This window comes from Halanaerobium hydrogeniformans, from assembly GCF_000166415.1.
Lineage (GTDB): Bacteria > Bacillota > Halanaerobiia > Halanaerobiales > Halanaerobiaceae > Halanaerobium > Halanaerobium hydrogeniformans.
Genome location: NC_014654.1, coordinates 128,600 through 155,139, shown reverse-complemented (window position 1 = coordinate 155,139; position 26,540 = coordinate 128,600). Strand labels below are relative to the sequence as shown.

Sequence of the window (26,540 nt, the reverse complement as noted above, 5' to 3'; positions counted from 1 at the left end):
ACTGGATACAGGGATAATAGAATTTAAAACTAAGCGTAAAAAAGAGGGGATTTCTCCCCTCAGAATGTTCTATATTAAATTAAATTCGATTTAAGCAAGATCATCTCTAGCACTGTAATTTTTAAATACATAATATCCAGCTACCAGAGTTAGTACTCCAAGTAAACCAATTGCCCAGGCCCCTAAACCAGTCGCTCTAACCAAAATCCAGGTTAAAGGATTGGCTCCATCAATTAAGCTAGAAATCATTGCAGCACCTTCTGGGAATTCAAAGTTTGCAGCCTGAGCTGCTGCTGTGTGTAATTCTGCCAAAGCAGTAGAAATATATAAACCCACCGCTATTACAATAGTACCGATTAAAGTGGAACGGAAAATATTACCTTTAGTAATTGGTATGATCATTACTACAAGAAACGGTAGTGAAGCTAGGTCTCCGAATGGAAGAACAGAATTTCCTGGCAAAATAACTGCCAGCAAAATAGTTATTGGGACTAAAACTAGTGCTGTCGATATTGCTGAAGCATGACCAATAGCTATCGCAGAATCAAGTCCTATATAGATTTCACGTTCTTCAAACTTTTCTTTCATAAACTTTTTAGCTGCTTCAGAAAGCGGAGTTAAACCTTCCATTAAAATTTTAACCATCCTTGGGAATAGGAGCATTACTGCTGCCATTGTAACTCCCAAGTTAAGAACTTCTTGTGCTCCATATCCGGCAAGTACTCCTAATACTAAACCCAAAATTAAACCTAAAATTACAGGTTGACCAAATATTCCAAACTTATTCTGAATTGTTTCTGGGTCTGCATCTATTTCTTTCAACCCAGGTATTTTATCTATCAAATTATTAAGTGGTATTGCAATAGGTACAAAAGCTGCAGAAAAACCATGGGGTAACGAGATATTCGGGAGATCATAAAAGTCCTGAACCATTGGTGCAGTCCAATCTGCAAGTACTAGTACAACAGCCGCATTAACTGCAGCAGCAATTAAACCCCAAACTAAGCTATCAGTTAATCTGGCAACTAAAGCACCGGTAAATGCAAAATGCCAAAAATTCCAGATGTCTACATTTACTGTCTTCGTTAATTTAAATAAGATCATAATTATATTGACACCCAAAGCTACGGGTATAATTAATGCCCCAACCTGGCTTCCAAAAGCAATAGCTGCAGAAGCAGGCCAACCAACATCTATAATTCCCAATTCAATTCCAAATCTTTCTACCATTGCTTCGGCTGCAGGCCCTAAGTTGCCTACCAAAAGATCTAAAATTAGATTGATACCTACAAAACCTACTCCAATTAATAAACCAGAATGAAAAGCCTTGCCAATTTTTTGACCAAATATAATTCCTAAGATAAATATTACTATGGGTAGCATCACACTTGCGCCAAGATCTGTTAAAATCTCGAAAAATCCTGCTAATATCTCTAATGCTTCAATCATTTTTTAAGGCCCCTCCTTTTTCCATTTATTCTTTGAGTTTAGCTATAATCTTTTCTTCTACTTCTTCTTCACCTATACCACTTATCATAGCAGTTGCATTGATTACCGGAAGATCAACTTTATAGGAAAAACTAGTTGTAGTAACTAAAAAATCATAATTACTGTTTTCTATTTCGCTTTTAGCCTCTGTTACTTTCGCCTGATTAATATCTACTTTTACTCCCGCTTTTTTAGCTAAAGTTTTTATTTTTTCGTTTACTACTGTTGACGTTGCAATCCCTGTACCACAAACTATCAAAACCTTTTTTTTCATTTAATTTACCTCCCCTAATTATTAAATGCACTAAAACGAAATAACTTTATTCACCTCCCATTTAGATAAACTTTTTTATTATTCAAGGTTATTTTTCATATACTTAAATGCTTCTTCTTTTGAGTTTGATTTCTTTAAATCACCCAATAAATTCGAGCCTTTAAAGGCAGAAATTAAATTGCTAATAACACCAACCTGGTTTTCCTTTTCTTTAATTGCCAGCATAAAAATTATATCTACTTCAATTTTTTCTGAAGCATCATCCATTCTATAAAAATTAACTGGGCTTTTAAGTACTGCTACAGCAATAGCAGGTTTTTTTACATGTTCACTATCTGTATGTGGAATCGCTACATTTCCACTAGGTGTTATTAATCCTGTGGGGAAACTTTCCTCTCTGTTCTTAATTCCATCATAAAAGCTGTTTTTAACATATCCATTTTTAGATAATAGTTCACTCATTTCTAATAAAATATCTTCTTTTTTATTTGCTTTATTTGAAAAAATAATTAGTTTTTCACTTATCATATCTTCTAAATTTATTTTCTTAATTTTTGCCATTCTAATTATACCTCCTCAGCAAAAAAATCATTGTTTTTCCCAGAAATGCTTCCTAAAAATATATCTTTAACCTGTTTTTTAGAGTTAGTTTCCTTTAATTTTTTTAACAGTTCATCATTATCTATAATATGAAGATATTTTTTGAAAAATGTCTCTGCTTCGTCTTTTGATTTGAGAGCTACCATAAAAACAAGTTTTACTTTTCTCTCATCCCACTGAACTGTTTTAGCTAAATTGGCAATTATCACTTTAGAAGAATTAATATACTTTTTTTCTGCATGGGGAAGTGCTATTCCATTTCCCATCTCTGTAGATGTTAATCTTTCTCTCTCAAAAACAGAACTTTCGAATCCCCTTTTAACAATTCCTCTCTTTAACATTTCTCTGCTCAGAAATTTTATTATTTCTTCTTTAGAATTTAAATCTAAACTACAAAATATCAGGTCTGCATCTATTAAATCATGTAGCCTGTTATTTCTAAGATTTTTTTGTTTTCTATTTTTTTTAATTAAACCATTTATTTCTTGCTGAATAAATTTGATATCCTCATCTGTACAAAGAGGACTAATTTTTATTACCGGAACTTTAAATTCTTTATTCAATGGAATAGTGCTGATTATAAGATCTATATCTGCAAAAGAAAAATCATCTAATTTATGAGCAGCTATCACTCCCGCTATCTGAAGTCCAGATAATCTCCTCTTTAGTCTTTCTGCTAAAAGTTGAGCTGTCCCACCCCCACTACCACAAACAACTAAAACCTTGCGGCTTTTATTTAATCTTTCTAATGCTGCTCCTAAATGAAGAGCTATATAACCAATTTCTTCTTCACTGACTTGAATATTAAAGTGTTTTTCATATATTATACTGCTGCTCCAGGCTGCTGCAAATACATCTGGATAATTATCTTTGATTTCTTCTAAAATTGGATTCCTCAAACTCAAACCATACTGCAGTCTATTCAAAACAGCTCTAAAGTGTAAAATTAAGCCAATCAAAACTTCTCTATCTCTACTTAAATCTACTTCTAAAACCTTGCCAGCAGTATCTATGATTTCCTTAGACATCTTGACAATTGACGAATTGCTTTCTTCTACTATATCTTCTAATCTAGCTTGTTTAATATTTTGTTGATATTTTGCTCCCAGAATATGAAGAGAAATATAGGCTATCTCTGCTTCAGGAATAGAAATTGAAAACTTATCTTCAAGTTTTTTAGCAATAAATTTAGCTATTTTAAATTCTTCTTTTTTCTTCAGCTTGTTCAGCTGCTTTTCTCCCATTTCGATATCTTTATCTTGCTGCAGGCGTTCTAAACTAATAGCAAGGTGGACAATTAAACCAATTAAGGTTTCATCGGTAAATAAAAAATCTGCTTCTTTTTCAGCTTCAATTAATATATCTTCAATTTTTTTAAAATCTATTTCTGAAAATAATAATTTAAGATCTTGATAAGTGTTAATATCGATTCTACTCTCATTTTCTATCTCAGAAATTTCATCATCTTCTCCCAGTATATGTTTTAGTTCTTCACTTCCCTTTAATAAAGTGAGTAAATCAGCTACTGCCTTACGCCAATTTTTTTCTTCACCTTTAATCTTAAGGCCATAGCGCCTTTTTCGCTGTAACTTTAAATTATATTTATTTAACCACTCTTCAACCTTATCTAAATCTTTATATACAGTAGTTCTACTTAAATATAATTTGTCTGCTAATTTTTGAATTGTATAATCAACATCAGATTGAAGCAACCATTTTAATATAAGCTGTCTTCTTTTTTCAGGAGAATAAGGATCTCTATAATCCATATACGTAGAATATTTCTGTTTAAGTTTCTTTCTTTTTTCTTCAGATATTTCTAGACTAACCCCAACCCCTGGTTTTATGGAAAGAACAATATTTTCTTTTTCTTTAATCCAATCCTGTAATTTTTTTAGGTCACTCCGGATTGTCCTGGCTGAAACTGATAGCTTTTCTGCTAATTCAGCTGTAGTAAACGCTTTATCAGATTCTAATAAAGCAATTAACAAGTTTGTGACTCTTTGTCCTAATATTCTTAAAATTTTGATCACCTTCTTTTATAAGTCAACTTTAAAGATCAGTATTGACTTAAGTTTATAATAAATTATTATCTTGCTAAACTCAATCAACCTTTTTTCCGTTTCAATGTGGAAAAGTTGTACTATTAGTACTAAAAGCAGATAATCCCTGCTTTAAAACAACAGGGATCAATAATCATCTACAAGAATTTAATTGTTATAGCTCAACTTTTTTTAGGCGATAAATATCATTATCAAACTTTTCCGCTTTAATAACAAAATCAAATCTATCAATGTTGAGACAATAATTAAAATCCTCTTCTGGCATATCTGATTGGGTGTTGCTATTAAAGAATTTGTCACCGGCAGGACTGTAAAGTTTTTCTCTTAATTGTTTCTGATTGAGATTTTCTTTGCCCTCTAATTTGTTTTTCAAATAGTGGGCCAGTGCCATATCTTCTTCTGCAGTTTTTTCTGCATTAACCCCCATGGCAACCAGAGAAATTTTTTTAAAATTTTTCTGGTTAATATAATCAGCTACAGCTGATACATTAACAAAACTACCTGTTATAATCTCTTCAGCCTGATCAGCATTAATTATCCCTTTTGTCCCTGCACTTGTGGTTAAAATTATGTTTTTCTCCTTGAAGTTTTGACTGGAAACTAAATAAGGAGAGTTCCCATAATCAAAGCCAGGTAATTTTATTCCATTTCTTTCTCCTACTAAAACATTATTTTCAAGCTGTTTCGCTAGATTTCTAGCCGTATCTACTTCTGAAACTGTATAAATTGCCTGAGCACCATTTGCCAAAAGATAAGCAGATGTGGAAAAAGCTCTAAACACATCAATTATTACCGCCAACCCCTCTGCTTTTTTTGCGCCTTCTATAAATTGATATATATCAATCTTCATATGCTCCTCCTTTAAATTGTTTTTTTTATATGACTTTATTTTTTACTATATAGAAAAAGCCTGGAACAAAATCAACACAAAATTCTCAAACAAACGGAGGATATTTAAATATAAAGTGAATATAAAATTGCAACTGCTAGGGAAATAAAAGGAACTATTATGGTAATAACAAAATAATCAAAATATGTATCCTTAAACTTAAGCCCAGTATAAGCAAGCATGGCCAGATAAGCACTGTTATGAGGAAGAGTATCTAAACCAGTGGATGCTATCAGAATGACCCTGTGTAATTTTTCTGGTTCTACAAATTGAGTGATATTTTCACCTACAGTACTGATTGTTAGAAGCATTCCTCCAGAAGCACTACCTAAAAGACCAGCAGCAATGTTTGTGATTATTCCTACTAAAAGATAGGGATGCAAAGGTAGAGTTAATAATGTTTCTAAAAAATTTATAAATACATCTAAAGATGAAATCACCTGGCCGAATCCCATTGCAGAAGCAGCAAACATCAAAGGTGCAACAGCATTAGAGATACTGCTGTTTAATACCCTAAGCAATTTTATTTCCCTAATGTTTTTTATTATTGAAACAATTACCCCCAGTAATAATGCGATAACGGGTGGTTTGGCTAAAACTGCCAGAAAAATAAAAACGGTTAATAATGGTAACACAGAAAATATAAAATTTTTAAATTTTCTTGGATCTGGTTTTTTGAAAACACTGCTCTGAGAAGCATAATATTGTTCACCCAATAATTTCCTGGTTCTAAATATTAGATAATATACGGCAAATCCAGTAGCAATTGTAATACTTATAATCCCCACCCCTAAACCTGCAACAGCAGAGGTATCAAGAAAATCCATCATAATCAAATTATGAATCTGAGGACTGCCAGGCATCGGCATCCCGATAATTAAACTACCACCAACTATTGAAGCAAGAATAAGGGACTTTGATAAATTAACTTCTTCAAAAACAGATTTGGCAATAGGATAAATCGTAAAAATCAATACAAAAGCAGAAATACCACCATAAGTTAAGACAGCACTGGCAAAAAATATTCCCACCGCAGCATATCTATATGACAGTACATTTAATACAAATTCACCAATTGCAGCTGCATCTCCCGAATCTTCCATTGTTTTACCCAAAATTGCACTTAGTAAAAAGATGAGTAAATAATCCTGAACAAAATTCGCGAAACCAGCTAGATATTGACTGTTTAATAACTCAAGTACATTCATATTATTCATGAGAGCTATTATGGAAACCGAAATTGGAGCTACAATAACTATATTTACTTTTAAAACTATTAGAGTAATTAAAATTATAAATCCTATTATGATACTTAACAAGATATTTCTCCTTCCACCATATATATAAATTTGTGTTAAGAAACATAGCTCTATTGTAACTTTCTTAAACATTTTTGTCAATTTGAGGGCTGTTTTAGGTCAAGTTAATTTATTTTTTTAAAAAGGACAATGCTATTTAATCTTGAAATATTAAAATATAGCTTAGAAACTAGAGGTATTTTTAATTTGATTTTTGTAATAAAAAATATTTTTTATTACAAAAAGCAGAAAGAAGGTGAAATATCTTATATCATGATGTTAATAATAGATAATTATGATTCATTTACTTACAATCTAGTAGAATATTTTAAAATATTAAATCAGGAAGTAAAAGTAGCCAGAAATGATAAAATAACTATCTCGGAAATTATTGATCTAGATCCTGAGACAATTGTTATTTCACCTGGCCCATGCACACCTAAAGAAGCAGGTATTTCCAAAAAGGTTGTCAGAGAATTAAAAGCTGATTATCCTATTCTTGGCATCTGCCTCGGTCATCAGGCTGTTGCAGAAGCTTTTGGAGCAAAAATCATAAAAGCTCTTGAACCAGTCCATGGGAAGATTTCAGAAGTGATACATGATGGCAAAGGCCTTTTTAAAGATTTAAATAATCCTTTAAAAGTAACCCGTTACCATTCTTTAGTTATCAATAAAACTAATCTGCCTGAAATATTAGAGATTAGCGCCCAAACAGAACAGGGAGAAATAATGGGAATCCGTCACAAATATTATCCTATTGCAGGAGTTCAATTCCATCCGGAAGCTGTTTTAACAGAACAGGGTTTAAAATTACTAGATAATTTTTTGAAGGTAGGTAAAGAATATGATAGTTAAAAAACTGCAAATTGATTTGCAACCATTTGAAGTTTTTCAAATCTTTGCCCAGGAAGACCAGGCAATATTTTTAGACAGCAGTGATAAATATAAAAAGTTAGGTGAATATTCTATTATTTGTTTCAATCCTTTTATTAAAATAAAGTCGAAAAATAATCAGGTCATAATCGAAAAAGATAATGAAATAATTGAGACAACAGAACCAATTAAACTTTTAAAACAATACCTGGCTAAATATAGAAAAAATTATCAAAGTAATTTGCCTTTTATCGGAGGAGCTGTGGGCCATTTTTCTTATGATCTCTGTCATCATTTTGAAGAACTCCCGAGAACAGCTGTAGATGATGTTAAGATACCTGATCTTAACCTTGGTTTTTATAATGGTGGAATTGTATTTAACCATCAGACAGGAGAATATTTTCTAACTGATGCCCAGGTTAACAGTAAAGCCAAAGCAAGAGTTGATTATATGATTAAAAAACTAAAAGATGCTAAAGTTCCAGATTTAAAAACTGGACAAAGCAAAAGCAATATTAAGATCAAATCTAATATCACAAAAAAAGAATATCATAGAGCAATAAATAAAATAAAAAAATACATTGAAAACGGGGATATTTATCAAGTAAATATGACTCAAAGATTCGAAACAGAACTTAGAGAAGAACCTCTAACTCTTTATTCAAAATTGCGCCAGGTTAATCCAGCTCCATTTGCTGCTTATCTTAATTTTCAAGATTATCAGATTCTTTCTTCTTCCCCGGAAAGATTTATAAGGTCAAAAAATAAAAAGCTTTTTACCAGACCAATTAAAGGCACTCGACCAAGAGGTAAAAACAAAGCAGAAGATATGAAATTAAAACAGGAATTAATTAATAGTGAGAAAGACAAGGCAGAATTATTAATGATTGTTGACCTGGAAAGAAACGATTTTTCTAAGGTTGCAAAAACTGGAACAGTAAAGGTCCCAGAATTATTTGTTTTAGAACAATATCCTACTGTTTTTCATCTTGTTTCACAGGTTGAATGTGAATTAGATGAAAAATATGATGCTGTAGACTGTATAAGAAATACCTTTCCGGGCGGATCAATCACAGGCGCTCCTAAAATTCGAGCCATGGAAATCATTGATGAATTAGAGCCTACCCAAAGAAATATTTACACAGGATCAATTGGTTATCTTGATTTTAATGGTGATATGGATTTGAATATAGTTATAAGAACTATGGTAACAAAGGATAAAAAAGCCTATTTCCAGGTAGGTGGAGGAATTGTCTGGGATTCTGATGCTGCAGCTGAATATCAGGAATCATTAGATAAAGGCAAAGCCTTAGTGGAAGCACTAAAAATGGAATAGAGGGTGACATTATGTATTATATCCATAATGATAGTTTTTATAAAAATGATGATAAATTCGATAGCAATCCTTTTAGCGACTTTCTCAACTACGGGTATGCTCTATTTGAAACTATAAAGGTCACAAATCTAACAGCAGAATATATTGATGCTCATCTCCAGCGTTTACGCAAAAGTTCTACTGCTTTAAATATTAATCTAAATTATTCAGATCAAGAACTTAAATATTATGTTGAAAAATTAATTGAAAAAAATGCCTTTAATGGAGCTTTAAAAATATTATTAGCAAAAAATATAAATTCCAGTGATTTAATTATCACTATGAAGAAGAAAGAATATCAAGCTGAAGATTATCAAAAAGGTTTTAATTTAAAAATAAGCCAGGTTTTAAGAAACTCAACTTCCAAAATCATTAAACATAAAACTGCTAATTATCTAGAAAATATACTGGAGTTCAGAAAAGCTAAAGCCGAAGGCTTTGATGAAGTGATTTTCTTTAATGAAAAAGGTTATTTAGCTGAAGGTGCAATTTCTAATATATTTATTGTAAAAGAAAAAAAACTTTATACACCCGGGCTTGAAAATGGTTTGCTAAATGGAATTTTAAGAAGACAGGTGATTTTACAAAAAAAATTTGAGGTTGAAGAAAAAAACATTAAGCTAGATTTAATTAATCAAGCTGATGAAATTTTTATAACAAATTCTTTATTAAAAATCATGCCTGTTAGAACCATTAAAAATACTGAATTTGAAAATAACAATTTTAAGATTAGCGAAAAAATAAGCCAAATAATATAATTAAATTGAAAGGAGATAATAATGCTGTATTTATTAGACACTGCAAAAATAGAAGAAATAGAAAAAGCTTTTGATCTTTATCCATTAGATGGGGTAACAACAAATCCCAGTATAATTGCCAAAGAAAATAAGGACTTTATTCCCTTATTAAAAGAAATTAGAAATATAATTGGTGAAAAGAAAATGTTACATGTTCAGGTTTTAGCTGAAAAAGCTGAGCAAATGATAAAAGAGGCTCAATATCTAAATGATAAAATTTCTGGAGATCTTTTTATTAAAATACCTGTTACAAAAGAGGGAATTAAAGCGATAAAAAATTTAAAAACCGAAAAAATTAAGATAACTGCCACAGCTATTTTCACTCCTCAACAGGCTTTGATGGCAGCTAAAGCAGGTGCTGATTTTGTTGCTCCCTATGTTAATAGAATTGCTAACACAAATGTTAGTGGAATTAAAGTGGTAAGAGAAATTGTCCAATTAATAAAAGAAAATAATTTAAAAACAAATGTTTTAGCTGCTTCATTTAAAAATATCCAGCAGATTCATGAAGTTACCCTTAATGGAGCTCAGGCTATTACAGCAGGAGCAGAGTTAACCGGAAAGCTTTTGGAACATTCAGGGACTAAAAATAGTGTTGAGCAGTTCATAAAAGACTGGGAAGCTGTTTATGGAAAAGATATTTTAACTTATGAACTATGATATCATTTTAAATGCTAATATTTACATACACAAAACCGCATCTATGGCTTATAAGTCAAAATGCGGTTTGTTTACTTTAAAATTATATTTTGATTTTTAAATTACTTAAATATTATATTTAGGGAACTAATACCTCATCAATTACATGGATTACTCCATTGCTGGCTTCAATATCTGTAGTTATTACTTGAGAATCATTGATAAATACATTTCCATCTTCAACAGTAATTCTTATATTTTCACCCAGTAGGGTTGCTACTTCTGCACCATCAAGAGTCACTACATCTTCAGCCATTACTTTACCTTCTACAACATGATAAAGTAGTACATCTGCTAAAGCTGCTTTATCTGCCAGCAAGCTTTCTAAAACTCCTTCTGGTAGATTAGCAAAAGCTTGATCTGTTGGGGCAAAAACTGTAAATGGTCCTTCACCTTTTAAAGCAAAAACTAGGTCTGCTTCAATAACAGCAGTTACTAAAGTATTAAAGTCATCTGCTTCTAAAGCAACTTCCAGTACATCAGATCTATTCATATGACCGTGGGCAAAAACAGCTGAAGTAAATACCAAACTCATTAATACTGCCACAACAAGGATCCCAACTAAAAATGAACCATTTTTAAAAACTAATCTTTTCATTATAAAAACCTCCTTGATATATTTGCTTTTTACGATATTTTAATTTAATTTAATTCTACCACTATTTTTATTAAAAAGCAATAGTAATTGTTACTATTTGTAAAATTGTATCCTACTTTGCATTTTATAATCTCCATTGCTTGATTTTTGGATAAAACTTTTTGATGAAAATATAAGCCATAAATATTAAAAGTACAATAACTAAAATAGGATATAACAAAGAAAATATTGAAATTAAAACTGAAAATACTATTTCAAAAATATTTAAAAATGGATTTGCTGCTCCACCAGTTGTGAGAGTAGATCCACCTCTAGCTGTAGCTGTGGAAAACTGTACTGCTGAAGCTGTTCCACCACCTGCAATAATACTTAAAGTTATTCTTAAATAGGGACTCATTTCACCGATAAAAGCAGCTGTTATAATTGTTCCTGCAACAAAAGCAGCTGGTCCCTCCAGGGTATCAAGTAAATTATCTATCCCTGGTATAAAATAAGCGGCAATTTCTAAAACTGTCGCTGTTAAAAATATTATAAATGCAGGATAAGTTCCAATCCACTCAAAACCGCTGCTTAATTCTAAATGCCCACTCAAACTTGCTAAACTAATAATTAAAAGAGGCACAAAAAGCTTAAAGCCACTGGCAGCACTTAAACCTATTCCCATTAAAACACTTAAATATAATTCCAACTTAATCAGCCCCTAAATCTCTTTTTTAATTAGCTATCTCCTACTGAGCATTAATTTTAGAGATAAAAACTTCATTAAAAAGTCTATATTTTATAAATTGCTGGTAACAAAAAAATATCCTGCTGAACTTTTAGCAGGAATAAATATATTTATTCATTAAATAATTATTGTTTTTCTTTAATTATTTCAATAAAGATCTCTACTAACTCTGGATCAAACTGAGTTCCAGCACATCTCTGCAGCTCTTTCACAGCTTCTATTAAACTCATTTTCTTTTTATATACTCTGCCTGAGATCATAACCTCAAAAGCGTCAGCTATTGAGATGATTCTGGGAAAAAGTGGAATATTATCTCCGGCTATTCCAGCTGGATAACCACTACCATCCCATTTTTCGTGATGGTATTTTATAGCTTCTCCTAGATCTTCATACATTTCTGTCCAGGAAATTATTTTAGCTCCCAGATCTGGATGCATCTTTATTTTCTCCCAATCTTTTGCACTCAATTTTTCTGCTTTGTTATATGTTTTTTCTGGAATAATTATTTTACCTATATCATGGTAATGAGCAGCCATTTTTAATTTATCTATTTCTGCTTTACTGAGCTCTAATTTCTCAGCCAACATCAGGCTGTATTTTTGAACACCTTCAATATGGCAGCTGCTTTCATCACTTTTTTCTTGAAGATTTTCCATAATTGAAGCTAAAATATTTCTACCCTGATCACTTTTACTTTGCAGCTTATTGATATACATTCCTTCTTCTGCCTTTGTAATAATCGCCTCAAAAGACTCAGACTCTTTGTTTTTACTGGCAATTCCTAGTGCAATCGAGAGTGGAATCTCTTCTTCTAGTTTATGATTTTTAAAATTATTAATTATTCTCTCTTTAATTATCTCAGCAGCAGCTTGAGAAGTCTGGGGCAGTAAGATGATAAACTCATCTCCTCCCATCCTGGCAATAATTTCTTCATCTCTGCAGGAAGTTTTGATAAGCTCTGCAGCTTTCTGCAGTAGTTGATCTCCTTTTTGGTGACCATAGTTATCATTAACCTTTTTTAGATTATTTAAGTCAGCAATTATCACACTAATCGGCAGCTGTCTTTTAGTATTTATCCGCTGTATTTCTTCTTCTAAATAATGTCTATTATAAAGACCTGTTAGTTGATCATGAAATGTCATATATTTGATCTTTGCTTCGTTTTCTTTACGTCTTCTAATATCACGAGCTATACTTAATACAGCAAGTTCTCCCTTATAAGTAATAAGGCTGGAACTTATTTCTACAGGAATTTTTTCTCCTTCTCTGCTTAAGTGAACTGATTCAAAAACTTGTTTTTTTTCTTCAGGTAGGTTTTTGATAAGAAATAAAATATCATTCTTAGATGTCTGACAATCAATATTATCTAAAGGCATATTTTTTAATTCTTCCTGAGTATAACCAAGCAGTTCGACCGCACTATTATTAGCTTCGATAATCCTACCTTCCAGATCTATAACCCAGACAGTATCATTCATTCCATTTATTAACTTCTTGTATTCTGTTTCCAGCTTTTTTTCTTCTGAGATGTTATTCACGAAAAATAGTTGGTATTCCTCTTCTCCATATTCTATATAATGATATGAAGCATTTAAAAAATATTTTTTGCCAGTTTTGCTTTCAAGCCAAAGTTCGGCTTCTAATACCTCATTTTCTTTTACTTTCTTCCAGAGAGCTGGCTGCTTTTTTTTATCATAAGCAGATACTATATCCCAGATATTTAAATCTAAAATTTCTTCCTGACTGTACTCTAATATATCAGCAGCAGCTTTATTTGTATATACAAACTCTCCCTGAGGAGTAAATAAACAGATCATCACTTTAATTTGATTCAAAACTGTTAATAAAAGTCTCAACTTATTCTTAGCAAAATTAGACATTTATGCCCCCCTCATATTGACACTGCATTATTTCTGACAAATTTTATTTTATTAATATAATAACTCCCATTATTAACTTATTTCAACACAAAAACATTTTTTCCTCTATATCAAAATTAAGATTAAAAAGAAAACCCCTTTTTCTGTGCAGACTAAAATCTAGTCTGTCAGCAAAAAGGGTTTCTAGAACTATCTCTATTAGGAAAAAAGAGGATTATTTATTGATTATTTGATTAATTTTTTTTATTTCTTTAAGAGGAGCTTTGAAATTTCTATTTTCATCTAAAAGACCATTTTTTTCTTGCTCAACATCGGTTAACTGAGTATAGCAGTAGCCTTCAAAATAATCAACCATTTTGATTTCTTCCAGCATAATATTTATTCTTTCGATTAATTCTGTTTGGTCTGCTACCCCTTTGCCATAACCCCAGCCATCTTTATTTTGAAAAGCAAGACCGCCAAATTCACTAAAAATTATTGGTTGTCCCTGATAGCTGTAATTATCTGCCAGCAAATATTTGCCATCATTAAAAACTTCTTTGTTTTCAACTAAATTAACTTTGTTATCTTTATAAATCTCAATTATTTCTTTATCATTACCTCTACCCTCATAATCATGAATAGTTATAATATCTGAGATGGTATGTTCCCAGCCATCATTTGTAATTACAGGGCGCTCGGGATCAATGCTTTTAGTTAAATAATATACTCCTTCTGTAAACTGCTGTTCTTTTCGGCTAGTTTTAATAGCTTCAATTCCCCATGATTCATTAAAAGGAACCCAGGTTATTATAGATGGATGATTATAAAGTTCTTTGACAATTCTCAACCATTGACTGCTAAATTCAGCCACTACCTGATCAGCATATTCATAAGTTGAGCCAATTTCGGCCCAAATCACCAACCCCATTTTATCCGCCCAGTAATAAAAGCGGTTATCTTCTATTTTTTGATGTTTTCTGGCTCCATTAAAACTCATTTCTTTGATTAATTCAATATCCTTTTTTAGGGCCTGATCAGAAGGAGGTGTTGCAATAGTATCTGGCCAATAACCCTGATCAAGAATTAGCTTTTGATAAAATGGTTTGTTATTTAATAGTATTTTGCCATTTTCAATAGATATTTTTCTCATTCCAAAATAGGAACTTACACTATCTATTAGCTGCTCGTCTTTATAGAGATAAAAATCAATCTCATACAGATTTGGGTTTTCTGGACTCCATAAATTAATTTCATTATTTTTGTCACTTACATTGATTTTGAAATTATAGCTTTCTTTATTGATATCAAATTTAAAACTTTGAATAACTTTATCGTTATATTTAATTTCGGTCAATAATTTATAGTCTGCTGCTTCTAAGTCACCAGTTGTAAAATTATATCTTATATCTATTTCCTGAGCATCTATATCAGGAGTTAATTTAACATCTTCTAAGTAGGCTTCTCTAGCTAGATATTCTAACCAGACTGTTTGCCAGATTCCTGTAGTTCTGGTATACCAGCACAAAAAATTATCTTTTTTATAACTCTGTTTGCCACGCGGCTGAAATTTGCTCAATGTGTCTTCAATTTTTATGACAAGATTATTCTCAGCCTGATAGTTAAGATAGTCACTGAGTTCAAAGGAAAAAGCATCATATCCTCCAACATGACTGCCGATAAAATTGCCATTTAGCCAGACCTTGGTAATATAATCTGCTGCTCCAAAGTTTAAAATTACCTTTTTATCTTTTTCTACTTCAACTTTAAAAGTTCTCTGATACCAAACATAGTTATGTTCTTTACGATCTTCAATTCCACTCGCCTTACTTTCAAAAGTAAAGGGTACTAATATTTGCTTATCAAAACCTTCATTTTTAAACCATCTTTCTTTTTCACCCTGATTATTATCATCAAAGGCAAAACTCCATTCTCCATTTAAATTTTGCCATTTCTTTCTCTTAAATTGTGGCCTTGGATATTCAGGCCGTGGTATGTTTTTCTCCATTTGTCTCCTCCTGTCATCTGATTTTAACCTTTGATTCCTGTAAATTTAATACCTTTAATAATCTGTTTTTGGAAAAATAAAAATATTACTATTGCTGGCAAAGATGCTAGCATGTTGACTGTCATTGGTATAGTATAATCTGGTGTATAAGCATCAGTAAAGGTAGGAACACCTAAAGGCAGAGTAAACATTGACTGCTCCATTACTGCGATAAAAGGCCAGAGGAACTCATTCCAGGTTTGAATAAAGGTGAAAATAGCTATTGCAGCTATTGCAGCTTTAGATAGTGGCATAAAAATATTCCAGTAAATTCGAAATAATCCACATCCATCTATCCGTGCACTATCGATAAGATCTCTTGGCACTGCATCAAAAAATTCTTTTAAAATAATTACCCCTAAAGGAATTGCTACCTGGGGAAATATCAAGGCTGGATAAGTATTGATTAAACCTAAATTACCAACAATATCAAATAAAGCTACTACATTAGCCTCTGTTGGAACCATCAAACCTGCCATTGCAAATACAAATAATGCACTCTTAAATTTAAAATCAATAACTGAAAAAGCAAAAGCTGCTAACGAACTCAATAATATTACCAGAAAAGTAGCACTAGAAGCAACAATAAAACTGTTGAGCATCCATCTAAAGATTGGTGCTCTTTGGATTACAGAAAAATAGTTAGCTAAGGAATATGGTGGTGTAAACCAATCTATTATCCTAACCACTCTAAAGCCTTCTGATTTTAAAGAAACAAATAACATCCAGATGATTGGCAGTAAAAAGCAGACTGCTATGCCATAAGAAACAATATATTTTACCGCTTTCTTTGTAGGTGAATTTTCTCTTTTCATTGAACATCACTTCTCTTTCTTCTAATCACGATTTGAGCTACTGAAATAATAATTAAAATCACAAAAATTGTAAAGGACATTGTAGCTCCATAGCCAAGACTGTTCTGTCTAAAACTGGTTTCATAGATGTATTGAATTATTGGTCGGGTAGATGTACCAGGTCCCCCTCCTGTAATCAACCAAATCTGGGCAAAAACCTTATAGGAAAATATGATCTGCAATAATACTATTACCCAGGTAATCGGCTTTAATTGAGGTAAGGTGATATACAAAAACTGCTCTAATTGTGTTGCTCCATCAACTGAGGCTGCTTCATAATATGATTCTGGTATATCCTGTAATGCTGCCAGATATAAGATCATATTAAAACCGACTGTCCACCATAGAGTCGCAAATACTATTACAAACCATGCTAAAAGATCCTGGCTCAACCACTGAATCCCATTAGAAATAACTCCGATGTCTTCTAAAAACATATTAATAAAGCCATTGTTAGTCTGAAATAAATATACCATTATTGAAGAAATTACCGCCACTGATAAAACGTAAGGAAGAAAAAAAGCAATTTTTAAAAATAATTTGCCTCTTATTTTCTGATTACAAATTAATGCTAAAACTAATCCCGCTAAAACTATAGTAGGTGTACTCACTAAAACAAAGATCATAGTATTGCCAAATGAACTCCAAAAAGACGAATCTTGAAACATTTCTATATAATTACTTAAACCTACAAAGTGCATTTTTCTAACTATTGTCCAGCGATGCAAACTCATCCAAAAACCTCGAATAATGGGAAATACCAAAAAAACTAAATAAACTATCATAAATGGCAGAATAAAAGGTAAAGCTTTAACGAAGTTCTTTTTTTTGTTGCTGTTAAATTCCAATTATATCGAACCTCCTTTAAGAAGTTTAATTTTAATAGCGGGAAAAATTTCCCGCTATTAATTGAGTAAAAATTTATCTTGTTAAAGTTCTTTCAATTCTTCTAACAGCTTCTGTAAAAGCTTCTTCTGCTGTGGTTCTATCTCGCCAGTATTCACTCAATGCTGTTGTGATTTCACTTCTAATACCCCAGGTATTATCTCCTGCACTATCAAAACTTGCAAAATCAGCTGCTTCTACATAATCCATCCTGTAAGGCATCTCCTGAAATGATTCATTTTCAATGATCATTTTTTTGCTTGGTATGTGACCTGCTCTCGCCCACATCTCACCATTATCAGTTAACCATTTAGCAAAGGTTAATGCTGCCTGTTCTTTAATTGGATCACTATCATTATATGGTAATACTAAACTATGAGAATCTGCCCAGACAGCCTGATTCTCAAATACTTTAGGCATTGGCACAACACCAAAATCAAGATCTTCTGTGTTTTCTAAAGTTCCAGTAATCCAGACACCTGTTAACAATACAGCGGTATCCTCATTTCTAAAGAGGTTAACACTTTCATCATATTCAGCATTAGTTGGTGTAAAGCCATTATCATAAAGTGATTTCATATATTCTGCAGCTTGAATAGCTTTATCTACATCAATAGTCAACTCACCATCTGAAACTATAGGATTACCACCTAACTGACTGTAAAGTCCCCACCATAATCTATAATGTCCATCTTCAGTAAAGTTAGTCCAGTATGACATTGGATAACGAACTGAAGATTCAGCTTGAATTTTTGTCAAAAATTCCATAAAGCCTTCTGGAGTCTCATCAATTATGGGCTCATCATTTTCATCTAATAAGTCTGCTTCTGCCAGTAAAGTTTTGTTGTAATATAAAACCTGGGGATGAGTATCCAGTGGCACCCCATAATAATTATCATTTACTGAAGCTCCATCTAAAATGTTTTGATTAAAATCTTCCCAATTAAGACCTATCTCTTCTGCAGTGTCATCTAATGAAATAACCAATCCTTCATTTACCATTTCTTCTAACCTTGAAATATGTGTTATTGCAATATCTGGTCCAAATCCACTAGCTATAGCTGTAATTAAACCTGTGTAATATTCACTAAATTCAAGTCTGGTCTGTTTTACAACAATTTCATCCTGACTCTCATTAAAACTTTCTATCATTTCATCCATAAAGTCAGCATCTCCACCACCAAACAGGTTCCAAAATTCAACCTCTACTACCCCATCTTCTCCACTGTCTCCACCACTAAAAAAAGCATTGACACTAAATGATAAACCGATAATTAGGAACAACACCAAAACAACTGTTAGCATTTTTTTAGATAACATCTAAAAACCTCCTTTTAATTTGCTTACAAATAATTAGATTTACAATATTGCGAATATTATTTTTTTCTTGATCCCTCCCCTTTAGTTTATATATAATTAGTTTAGTTTAATAAAAGTTGAATTAAATTACATAAAAATATTCTGAAAACTCTCTCTATTTAAAATGTTCTTGGTATAAATAAAAATTCCTGCTTTTATTTTAGATTTTTTTGATTTATTTTACTTTTTATTAAAGTTATATCTATATCTAAGCATAATATCCTGTTTGTAATTACCAAATTTTCTGCCAAATAAATTAACTCCGCCTACATTTCTAGCATCTTTTTTTACACCAATTTTTACTTCAATAAAATCATTTTCTTCGATATTGATATCAGCCAAATTTACATCAGAAATTTTATTGCCATCTATATAAGTTCCTTCTTCAGTTACCTTCCAAATTTTTAATAAGCCATGTTGAGTTTGATCAAAATACCACCAGTCAGGATTTAAAATACCTCTTTTTTCTCCGAAATCTCCTGGTGAGGTCCAAACCCCTATTTCTACCCCATTAATCCAGATAGAAATATCAGAAGGCCAATCTTCATCATAATCTGAGGTCTCTGAACAGATTTCCATACTTAACTCTAATTTACTGGCCTGAGAACCTTTTGGCAAATCATTAGGAAATACATATTTAATATATCCACTACCAAACCAGAGTATCTGTGCATGAGTATGATTAGGATTTAAAAAAGATTTAACATCATCAAGTTCTCCAATTACTCCTTTTTCTGAAGCCAGACCACAGGTAGGTGTAACCTCAAAATCCTTATAATTACCTATAGGCATAGATGTTTCAATTAAATTTTTATCTTTTAGATCTCTTGAGCCGGGTAAATTAATCAAAATTTTGTCATAATTAAGGCTGCAAATTTTCTGAGAGCCATGATTACCCGGCTTATATTCGGTTTCAATTAATCCGGCTTCTTCAAGCTTTTTAATATTAACTGTTACAGAAGATGCAGGCATATCTATATATTGGGAAATCTGATTTAAATTCATATCTTCATTTTGTAAAACTTCGATAATTTTCATTCTTGGTTCAGATCCCAATGCTTTAAAAACATCGATAATCTGTTCTTCATCTTTTAATTCAAGTATATTACCTTTCATTTTAACCCCTCCAGTACTTTTATTTTAACAATTATTAAATTAAAAAGCAATAATTAAAAATAAATAAAAGAAGAGGTAATTGGATTAATCAGCTTTTAAAACACTTCATACTCTTTTGATTCCAATTGTTTGAAGGAATTTATTAAATCCATCATTTCCTTTTTGATCATTCTTAAAAACTCCAGCCCTTTCTAAAACCTGGCTGAATTTTTTAGCTGTTTCTTTTTCTAAGATCTTTTCTGCCTGCTCAAACTGAAGCTCATTTCCATAAGTACTTTCCAGTTCTTCTACCCACTCTAAATGTTTTGCCATTCCTTCTGCAGCCTTAAGTTCCTCAAGGCTAAGCTTTGCACTTAGATATTCAGCTATAAGGTTAAGCTCTTTTTTTAAACGCCCCGGTAAAATAGCCCTTCCCATTACTTCTATTAAACCTATATTCTCTTTTTTAATATGATGCAGCTTTTGATGAGGATGGAAAATACCATAAGGGTATTCCTCACTACAGCGGTTATTGCGCAGTACCAGATCAAGCTCATACTGTTCAGCCTGTTCTTCACCACCATACTTTCTTTTCCGGGCAATTGGAGTAACTGTATTATGCGCTATTTTTTTGCCATCTTCTTTGCTGTAGGCCTTGATCTTTAAACCATGGTCTGTATATTCACGCCAGTTTTGCAGTATCTTATCGGCCAGATTAATAAGCTCTCCCCGCTCTGCTGACCTTAGCCTGATTACAGATAAAGGCCATTTAAGCCTCGATATCTCAACATCCATAAAAGTGGGGTGTTCATAATAAGCAACACTTTCTGCTTCTTCCATCGGGAATATATGTCTGCCCCCCTGAAAATGGTCATGGTTTAAGATTGATCCACCCACTAATGGTAAATCTGCATTAGAACCGATAAAATAATGGGGTATCTGATCTAAAAAGTCCATCAAAACCGCAAAGGTGTTTTTGTTGATGTTCATCGGCTTATGTTCCCGGTGAAAAACTATACAGTGTTCATTATAGTAAACATAGGGAGAATACTGTAAAAACCAGTCTTCATTCTGTAATTTTAAGGGGATTACCCGATGATTCTGCCTGGCAGGATGATTTAAACTACCTGCATAACCAACATTTTCTAAACAGAGATAACATTTAGGGTAATTGCTCTGTGGTTCTGCTTTGGCTTTGGCAATTTCTGCTGGATCCTTTTCTGGTTTAGAGAGGTTGATTGTGATCTCTATTTGACCATAATCACTGTCTGCCTTCCAGTTTAAGTTTTTAGAAGTTCTCTTAAGCCTGATGTAATTGCTTTTTTGAGCAAAATTATAATATTGCTCGGCTGCAGCTTTGACATCGATCTCTTCAGCGGTCTCATAAAAACGCTTGGCTATTTCTGACTGTCTGGGGGTTAGGGCACCCATGATCCTGGTATCTAAAAGGTCTCTTTCAGTCAGATTATCATTGATTAAAGACTTAGCCACTGCAAAATCAAGCAGACCATCAAGGATTGGCTGGGGATTATCGGCTAATTCAAGCTCTGATTCCGAATCCAATGCTTCTGCTGGTGCTTCTTTGATCTCTAAAATATCTCTAATTTCATTTCTAGCAGCTATTTTATCCCACTCAACCAATAAATTGTTTTTTTCACCATAGGCTAAAAGTTTTTCTATCAGTTGATTTGCTTTAAGTTCTCTCACTAATAAGCCTCCCTCTAAAATTTATTTACTTCTCTAACTTTCTTGCTCCAGCCGCCGGATTAGTGATATAGACATCTGTATCGATTCCGGTATTTTCATAATATGCTTGTTTAATATTTTCAACAAAAGTATCGACAAATTCTTTCTTTACTAAATTAACTGTACAACCTCCAAAACCAGCTCCGGTCATTCGAGCTCCCTTAACTCCTTTTTCTTCTGAAGCCAGCTTAACCAATAAATCAAGTTCCTGACAGCTAACCTCATAGTCATCACTTAAGCTCTGATGTGATTCATAAAACAATTTACCAAATTTGTTCATATCATTTTTTTCCAAAGCTTTTTTAGCAGCCAGTACTCGCTGGTTTTCACTTATTACATGATGAGCCCTTTTATAAACTGTGTCTGAAAGTTCTTCTTTGTATTCATGCAGAGTATCTAAATCTAAATCACGCAGCGCTGTTATATTTTTATCCAGTTTTTTGGCAAAAAAGTCTACTGCCTGATTACATTCTTTTCTCCTCTTATTATATTCTGAATCAACTAATCCCCTTTCTACCTTTGAATTACAGATTACAATCTGATAGTCTTCATTGGCAAAAGGCACTAATTGATATTGATTGCTTCTGCAGTCAATTAATAGGGCATTATCTTTTTTACCAAGCCGAGAAATATATTGATCCATTATTCCACATTGTACATTAACAAAATTATTTTCTGCTCGCTGGGCTAATAAAGCCAATTCGACCGCTTCTAACTTTATATTATGTAAATCAGTAATAGCCATAGCAGTAACTACCTCTAAAGCGGCAGAAGAACTCAAACCCGAACCCTGTGGAATATTACCACTAAAAAGCAAATTGAATCCCTGCAGCTTATTGCCCAACTTTTGTAACTCATCTATAATTCCCTTAATGTAATTAACCCAGATGTTTTCTTTATCATAAAGTAAGTTATCTATATTAAATTCAATTAATTTATCATAATCAAGAGAATAAGCTTTAACCTTTTTATCATTTCTGAGCTGCATAACCATTCTGATATTTTTTTCTATTGCCATAGGCATTACAAATCCATCATTATAATCTGTATGTTCACCGATTAAATTAACCCTGCCTGGGGCTGCATAAACTCCTTTAGCTAATGATGTATCTGCAAATTTGCTGTGATATTTTTCTAATAGTAATTCTTTATTCATCTACAAAACCTCCTGATTTATGCCACTTCCAGGCAGTAGAAATTATCTTTTCTAAACTCTGATATTGAGGCTGCCAGTTAAGATCATTTTTTATTTTATCAGAACTTGCAATTAAAACTGCTGGGTCTCCGGCTCTTCTATCACTAAGCTCTACTTCGAAATCTTTTTGAGTAACTTTTTTTACAGCTGCAATAACCTCTTTGACTGAATAGCCATCTCCACAGCCTAAATTATATATATCACTATTTTTGCCTTCAGCTAAAGCTTCAACTGCTAATACATGCGCATCGGCTAAGTCGTTAACATGAATATAGTCTCTTATACAGCTGCCATCTTTGGTTGGGTAATCATCACCAAAAATATAGATTTTATCTCTGATTCCGAGGGCAGTCTCTAAAACTATTGGGATCAAATGTGTTTCTGGATCATGGGCTTCTCCAATTTTAGCTTCTGGATCTGCTCCAGCTGCATTAAAATAGCGCAGAGAAATATATTTCAAACCATGGATTTGATCATACCTTTTTAAAATTTTCTCAAAAAATAATTTGCTTTCACCATAAACATTTTCTGGATTAGTTGGATGATCTTCTGCAATCGGAATTGATTCCGGCTCTCCATAAACTGCTGCAGTTGAAGAAAAAACAAGATAATTTACATCATGCTCAACCATTACTTCCAATAAATTTAAGGCTTTAGCAACATTGTTATGATAATATTTGCCTGGATCTTTCATTGATTCTCCAACCAGGCTATCTGCTGCCAGATGAATTACTCCTTCGATTTTATGCTCAGCAAAAACCCTGTGAAGAAGCTCTTTGTTTCCGATATCACCCTCAATGAATTCGCCACCCAAAACTGCTTCTTTGTGTCCTTTTTTTAAATTATCGATGGTAACAGTATCGTGACCGGCATCCAGCAGCCTTTTTAAAACATGGCTTCCTATATAACCTGCTCCTCCAGTAAGCAAAATTTTCATTTTATTTTCCTCCTTTAACGATTATCTTAATCTACCGCAAAAAAATTGTTGAGAACTTTTTCTGCCGCGCCAACTGCTCCAGCGTATTCACCATAATGAGCGGTTGTAATATTTAAATTTTCTACCGCTAAATCGAGTGCTTTATCACTAACAGAGGTTTTTAATTCATCTAGAAAGATTTCCGGATAACTGGCAAACAAACCACCAATTACAACAGCCTCTGGATTTAATAAGTTTACTAAATCTGCTATACCCCGCGAAAAATATTCTGATGTTTCTTGAATAGTTTCTACAGCTTTAATGCTACCTTTTTTATAATCTTTAAGCAGTTGGGTGATACTCAACTCAGATCTTTTAATATCAACATTTAATTTATTATAATATTTGTTTAAAATTCTCTCTTCTGCAATGAGGGTTTCTAAACAGCCTTTTTTTCCGCATTCACATATCGGGCCATCATCAGTTATTTTAATATGACCGAATTCTCCTGCTGCATTATTAACCCCATAGTGAAGTTTAGCATTAAAAACCAGGGCTGCCCCAACACCTGAACCGGTATTGATAAAAATAAAATCTTTTTTACCCTGCCAGATCTCTCCTTCAGCCATCATCCTTACATCATTATCGATAAAAACTGGATAATCAAATTTTTCTGCAATAATCTCTTCAATTTCTACTCTGCCCCAGCCAAAATGAGGTGTGAAAAGTGAAACTCCTTTTTGGGAATCAACTAAACCATGAATCCCAACTGCTATTCCAGTAATTTTATCCTCATCTTTTATAGTAGATATGAATTTATCAATTAAATTAAAGCTCTTTTTAGTGTATTCTTTTAAACTATTATCAATAGGGATTATTTCTTCTTCAGCTAAAATATCTGCTTCAAGATTTAAAAGTACTGCTTTAAGCCTAGAAATCCCCCATTCTAAACCTATAACATAGCCTCCATCAGGATTTAAATCAAGTAATATTGGTCTTCTACCACCACTTGATTTTCCTGCTCTTACCTCTTTAACAAGTTTTAATTCCAATAATTCGTTTACTATATTTGTTACGGCAGCTCTAGAAAGATTAACTTTTTTAGCAATATCTGCTCTAGATATTCCCTGATGATCTTTAATCAAAGTTAAAACATTCTTCATATTTAAGTTTTTCATATTTTTAAAACTACCTTTTTTTATCACCTTAGCACTTCCTATCTTTGTTAATTAATTTAATTAACTAAGTATATTATAGCATTTAATATTTTAAATGTAAAGAAAAACATAAAAAAAATGTGATTATCTTGTGATAATGTCATAGTGAAATTATCTTGATAAAATGTCACTATGAGAGGAGAAAAATATTATCTTATGTCCCAAACACAATTGAATAGGTATCATGTCATTTCTATGGTCATTGATAAAAGTATGACCAACTCAGAAGCTGCACAGGCTTTAGACCTTAGTGTTCGCCAAATAATTCGTTTGAAGAAAGGTGTGAAAAAAGAAGGTCCATCATTTTTAGTTCATAAAAATAAAGGTCGTAAACCTAGTCATGCTTTTTCTGAGGATTTCGTCAGTAAAATTGTTGCCCTGAAAAAATCAGACTCGTATCAAAGTGCTAACTTCATGCATTTTCAAGAATTACTAGAAGAACATGAAAACATCACCATTAGTTACAACGCACTTCACACTATTTTAAGCAGCAATGGTGTCAAAAGTCCCAAAAAGCATCGCAAAAAGAAAGTTCATCACCGTCGTAAACGCAAAGCAAAAGAAGGCCAATTAATCCAAATTGATGCCAGTCCACACGACTGGTTTGGTACTGGAGAGAAATATGACATTCATGGTGCCATAGATGATTCTACCGGTAAAATAATGGGCCTTTACATGACTAAAAACGAGTGCCGACAGGGATATTTTGAAACTTTAAGATCTGTGGTCTTAAATTATGGTATACCCGTCAGTATTTATACCGATAGACATACTATCTTCCGTTCACCTAAGGCAGACAAACTTACAATTGAAGAACAACTTGCTGGGTAAAACTGTTAAAGATACTCAGTTTGGAAGAGCCATGAAAGAACTTGGGAATTACTATGATCCCTGCACGCTCACCGCAAGCTAAAGGCCGTATTGAAAGATTATGGGATACTCTCCAAAGCAGACTGCCTGTTGAATTTAAGATAGCAGGTATATCCACTATCGAGCAGGCTAATGAGTTTTTTGCTGACTACTTAATCAAATTTAATGAAAAATTTGCTGTAGCACCTGAAGACACCATTTGCGCTTTTAGAACTCTTCCTGAAGAAATTTGTATAGATAATATACTTTGCGTTAAGGAAGAAAGAATACTTGATAATGGACTAACTTTTTCTTTTTATAATCAGCGCTTCAAGGTCGTTACTAATAGTATGTCAGTCTATCCAAAATCGAAAATCAAAGTTCTTCTTAGTCCTAAATTCGGTGTGAAAGCACAATATGGTGAAAAAATTTATGATGTTATCCATTGGACTGAACATAAAAAATCAAAAGTTAAAAAGAGTAAAACTAATTCTAATAACAAATACAGACCAGACGATGGGCATTATTATAAATATGGACATCAAGCCTGGCCAAAAGTAACTTTTGAAGACAGTGATCACGATATACTGAAAATGCTGGAAAAAATATTTCTCACTCAAATTGCCTGATATGTTTGGTTTAAACCCCAAACATATCTCCCCTTTGGGGGTGACATTTTCTCAAGATAAAATTGGTATAAAAAAGTGACATTTTCAAAAGTTATTGACAGAAAAACATAAAAAAAATCCCTTTCTAATGGAACAGATTTTTATTATTCAATCTGTCCATCATAAAGGAATTATACAGGATTGCTGTCATGACTTGTTTAATAGCATT

22 protein-coding genes and 1 pseudogene are annotated in these 26,540 nt (G+C 32.5%); 5 read left to right on the top strand and 18 right to left on the bottom strand.

All coding sequences use genetic code 11. From position 1 onward, the window contains the following. Positions 1-90: 90 nt before the first annotated feature. The 6 genes from HALSA_RS00715 to HALSA_RS00690 form a co-directional block, all read right to left on the bottom strand. Positions 91-1,449, bottom strand: coding sequence for a PTS galactitol transporter subunit IIC (locus tag HALSA_RS00715; protein ID WP_013404733.1), 1,359 nt, complete (start codon positions 1,447-1,449; stop codon positions 91-93). A gap of 25 nt (positions 1,450-1,474) precedes the next feature. Continuing rightward, complete coding sequence (locus HALSA_RS00710) at positions 1,475-1,762, bottom strand: PTS sugar transporter subunit IIB (RefSeq protein ID WP_013404732.1); 288 nt, start codon at positions 1,760-1,762, stop codon at positions 1,475-1,477. 78 nt (positions 1,763-1,840) lie between these two features. Then, a complete protein-coding gene (locus HALSA_RS00705; protein ID WP_013404731.1) occupies positions 1,841-2,323 on the bottom strand; it encodes a PTS sugar transporter subunit IIA in 483 nt (160 codons plus the stop codon). A gap of 5 nt (positions 2,324-2,328) precedes the next feature. Further along, entirely contained in the window at positions 2,329-4,353 is a 2,025-nt protein-coding gene (locus tag HALSA_RS00700) for a BglG family transcription antiterminator (RefSeq protein ID WP_013404730.1), read from the bottom strand. Between the two features lie 226 nt (positions 4,354-4,579). Continuing rightward, positions 4,580-5,275, bottom strand: coding sequence for a 2-phosphosulfolactate phosphatase (locus tag HALSA_RS00695; protein ID WP_013404729.1), 696 nt, complete (start codon positions 5,273-5,275; stop codon positions 4,580-4,582). A 104-nt stretch (positions 5,276-5,379) separates the two neighbouring features. Next, positions 5,380-6,633 carry a GntP family permease gene (locus HALSA_RS00690; RefSeq protein ID WP_013404728.1) on the bottom strand — a complete coding sequence of 418 codons (1,254 nt, stop codon included), beginning with the start codon at positions 6,631-6,633 and terminating at the stop codon, positions 5,380-5,382. 252 nt (positions 6,634-6,885) lie between these two features. Between HALSA_RS00690 and HALSA_RS00685 the strand changes: the two genes are divergently transcribed. From HALSA_RS00685 to HALSA_RS00670, 4 genes are read left to right on the top strand one after another with little or no spacing between them, the layout of a single operon-like run. Further along, a complete protein-coding gene (locus HALSA_RS00685; protein ID WP_013404727.1) occupies positions 6,886-7,467 on the top strand; it encodes an anthranilate synthase component II in 582 nt (193 codons plus the stop codon). Then, positions 7,457-8,821 carry an aminodeoxychorismate synthase component I gene (gene pabB, locus HALSA_RS00680; protein ID WP_013404726.1) on the top strand — a complete coding sequence of 455 codons (1,365 nt, stop codon included), beginning with the start codon at positions 7,457-7,459 and terminating at the stop codon, positions 8,819-8,821. The genes HALSA_RS00685 and pabB overlap by 11 nt, the downstream gene beginning before the upstream one ends. An 11-nt stretch (positions 8,822-8,832) precedes the next feature. Then, positions 8,833-9,618 carry an aminotransferase class IV gene (locus HALSA_RS00675; RefSeq protein WP_013404725.1) on the top strand — a complete coding sequence of 262 codons (786 nt, stop codon included), beginning with the start codon at positions 8,833-8,835 and terminating at the stop codon, positions 9,616-9,618. Positions 9,619-9,639: 21 nt separating this feature from the next. Next, positions 9,640-10,317: a fructose-6-phosphate aldolase gene (locus HALSA_RS00670; RefSeq protein ID WP_013404724.1), complete on the top strand. Its 678-nt coding sequence runs from the start codon at positions 9,640-9,642 to the stop codon at positions 10,315-10,317. A gap of 118 nt (positions 10,318-10,435) precedes the next feature. On the opposite strand, the gene HALSA_RS00665 is transcribed toward HALSA_RS00670, so the two are convergent. The 12 genes from HALSA_RS00665 to HALSA_RS00610 form a co-directional block, all read right to left on the bottom strand. Beyond that, positions 10,436-10,954, bottom strand: coding sequence for a fasciclin domain-containing protein (locus HALSA_RS00665; RefSeq protein WP_013404723.1), 519 nt, complete (start codon positions 10,952-10,954; stop codon positions 10,436-10,438). 124 nt (positions 10,955-11,078) lie between these two features. Continuing rightward, complete coding sequence (locus tag HALSA_RS00660) at positions 11,079-11,642, bottom strand: DUF4126 domain-containing protein (protein ID WP_013404722.1); 564 nt, start codon at positions 11,640-11,642, stop codon at positions 11,079-11,081. A gap of 164 nt (positions 11,643-11,806) precedes the next feature. Beyond that, positions 11,807-13,561, bottom strand: a complete 1,755-nt coding sequence (locus HALSA_RS00655; protein ID WP_013404721.1) for a diguanylate cyclase domain-containing protein — start codon at positions 13,559-13,561, stop codon at positions 11,807-11,809. 214 nt (positions 13,562-13,775) lie between these two features. Beyond that, positions 13,776-15,548 carry a glycoside hydrolase family 2 protein gene (locus HALSA_RS00650; RefSeq protein ID WP_013404720.1) on the bottom strand — a complete coding sequence of 591 codons (1,773 nt, stop codon included), beginning with the start codon at positions 15,546-15,548 and terminating at the stop codon, positions 13,776-13,778. Positions 15,549-15,571: 23 nt separating this feature from the next. Continuing rightward, entirely contained in the window at positions 15,572-16,402 is an 831-nt protein-coding gene (locus HALSA_RS00645; protein WP_013404719.1) for a carbohydrate ABC transporter permease, read from the bottom strand. After that, positions 16,399-17,289, bottom strand: coding sequence for a carbohydrate ABC transporter permease (locus HALSA_RS00640; RefSeq protein ID WP_013404718.1), 891 nt, complete (start codon positions 17,287-17,289; stop codon positions 16,399-16,401). Before HALSA_RS00640 ends, HALSA_RS00645 begins: the two co-directional genes overlap by 4 nt. A gap of 73 nt (positions 17,290-17,362) precedes the next feature. Further along, complete coding sequence (locus HALSA_RS00635; RefSeq protein WP_013404717.1) at positions 17,363-18,646, bottom strand: ABC transporter substrate-binding protein; 1,284 nt, start codon at positions 18,644-18,646, stop codon at positions 17,363-17,365. 219 nt (positions 18,647-18,865) lie between these two features. Next, a complete protein-coding gene (locus HALSA_RS00630; protein WP_013404716.1) occupies positions 18,866-19,801 on the bottom strand; it encodes an ArsR/SmtB family transcription factor in 936 nt (311 codons plus the stop codon). 105 nt (positions 19,802-19,906) lie between these two features. Beyond that, on the bottom strand, positions 19,907-21,487 hold the full coding sequence (locus HALSA_RS00625; protein WP_013404715.1) for a UDP-glucose--hexose-1-phosphate uridylyltransferase: 1,581 nt from the start codon (positions 21,485-21,487) through the stop codon (positions 19,907-19,909). 25 nt (positions 21,488-21,512) lie between these two features. Then, a complete protein-coding gene (locus HALSA_RS00620; RefSeq protein WP_013404714.1) occupies positions 21,513-22,682 on the bottom strand; it encodes a galactokinase in 1,170 nt (389 codons plus the stop codon). Continuing rightward, entirely contained in the window at positions 22,675-23,658 is a 984-nt protein-coding gene (gene galE, locus HALSA_RS00615) for a UDP-glucose 4-epimerase GalE (protein ID WP_013404713.1), read from the bottom strand. The genes HALSA_RS00620 and galE overlap by 8 nt, the downstream gene beginning before the upstream one ends. A gap of 26 nt (positions 23,659-23,684) precedes the next feature. Then, entirely contained in the window at positions 23,685-24,842 is a 1,158-nt protein-coding gene (locus HALSA_RS00610) for an ROK family transcriptional regulator (RefSeq protein WP_013404712.1), read from the bottom strand. Between the two features lie 168 nt (positions 24,843-25,010). On the opposite strand from HALSA_RS00610, the pseudogene HALSA_RS13395 reads away from it, so the two are divergent. After that, positions 25,011-26,332 (top strand): annotated as a pseudogene (locus HALSA_RS13395) (ISNCY family transposase). The last annotated feature ends 208 nt before the right edge of the window (positions 26,333-26,540 follow it).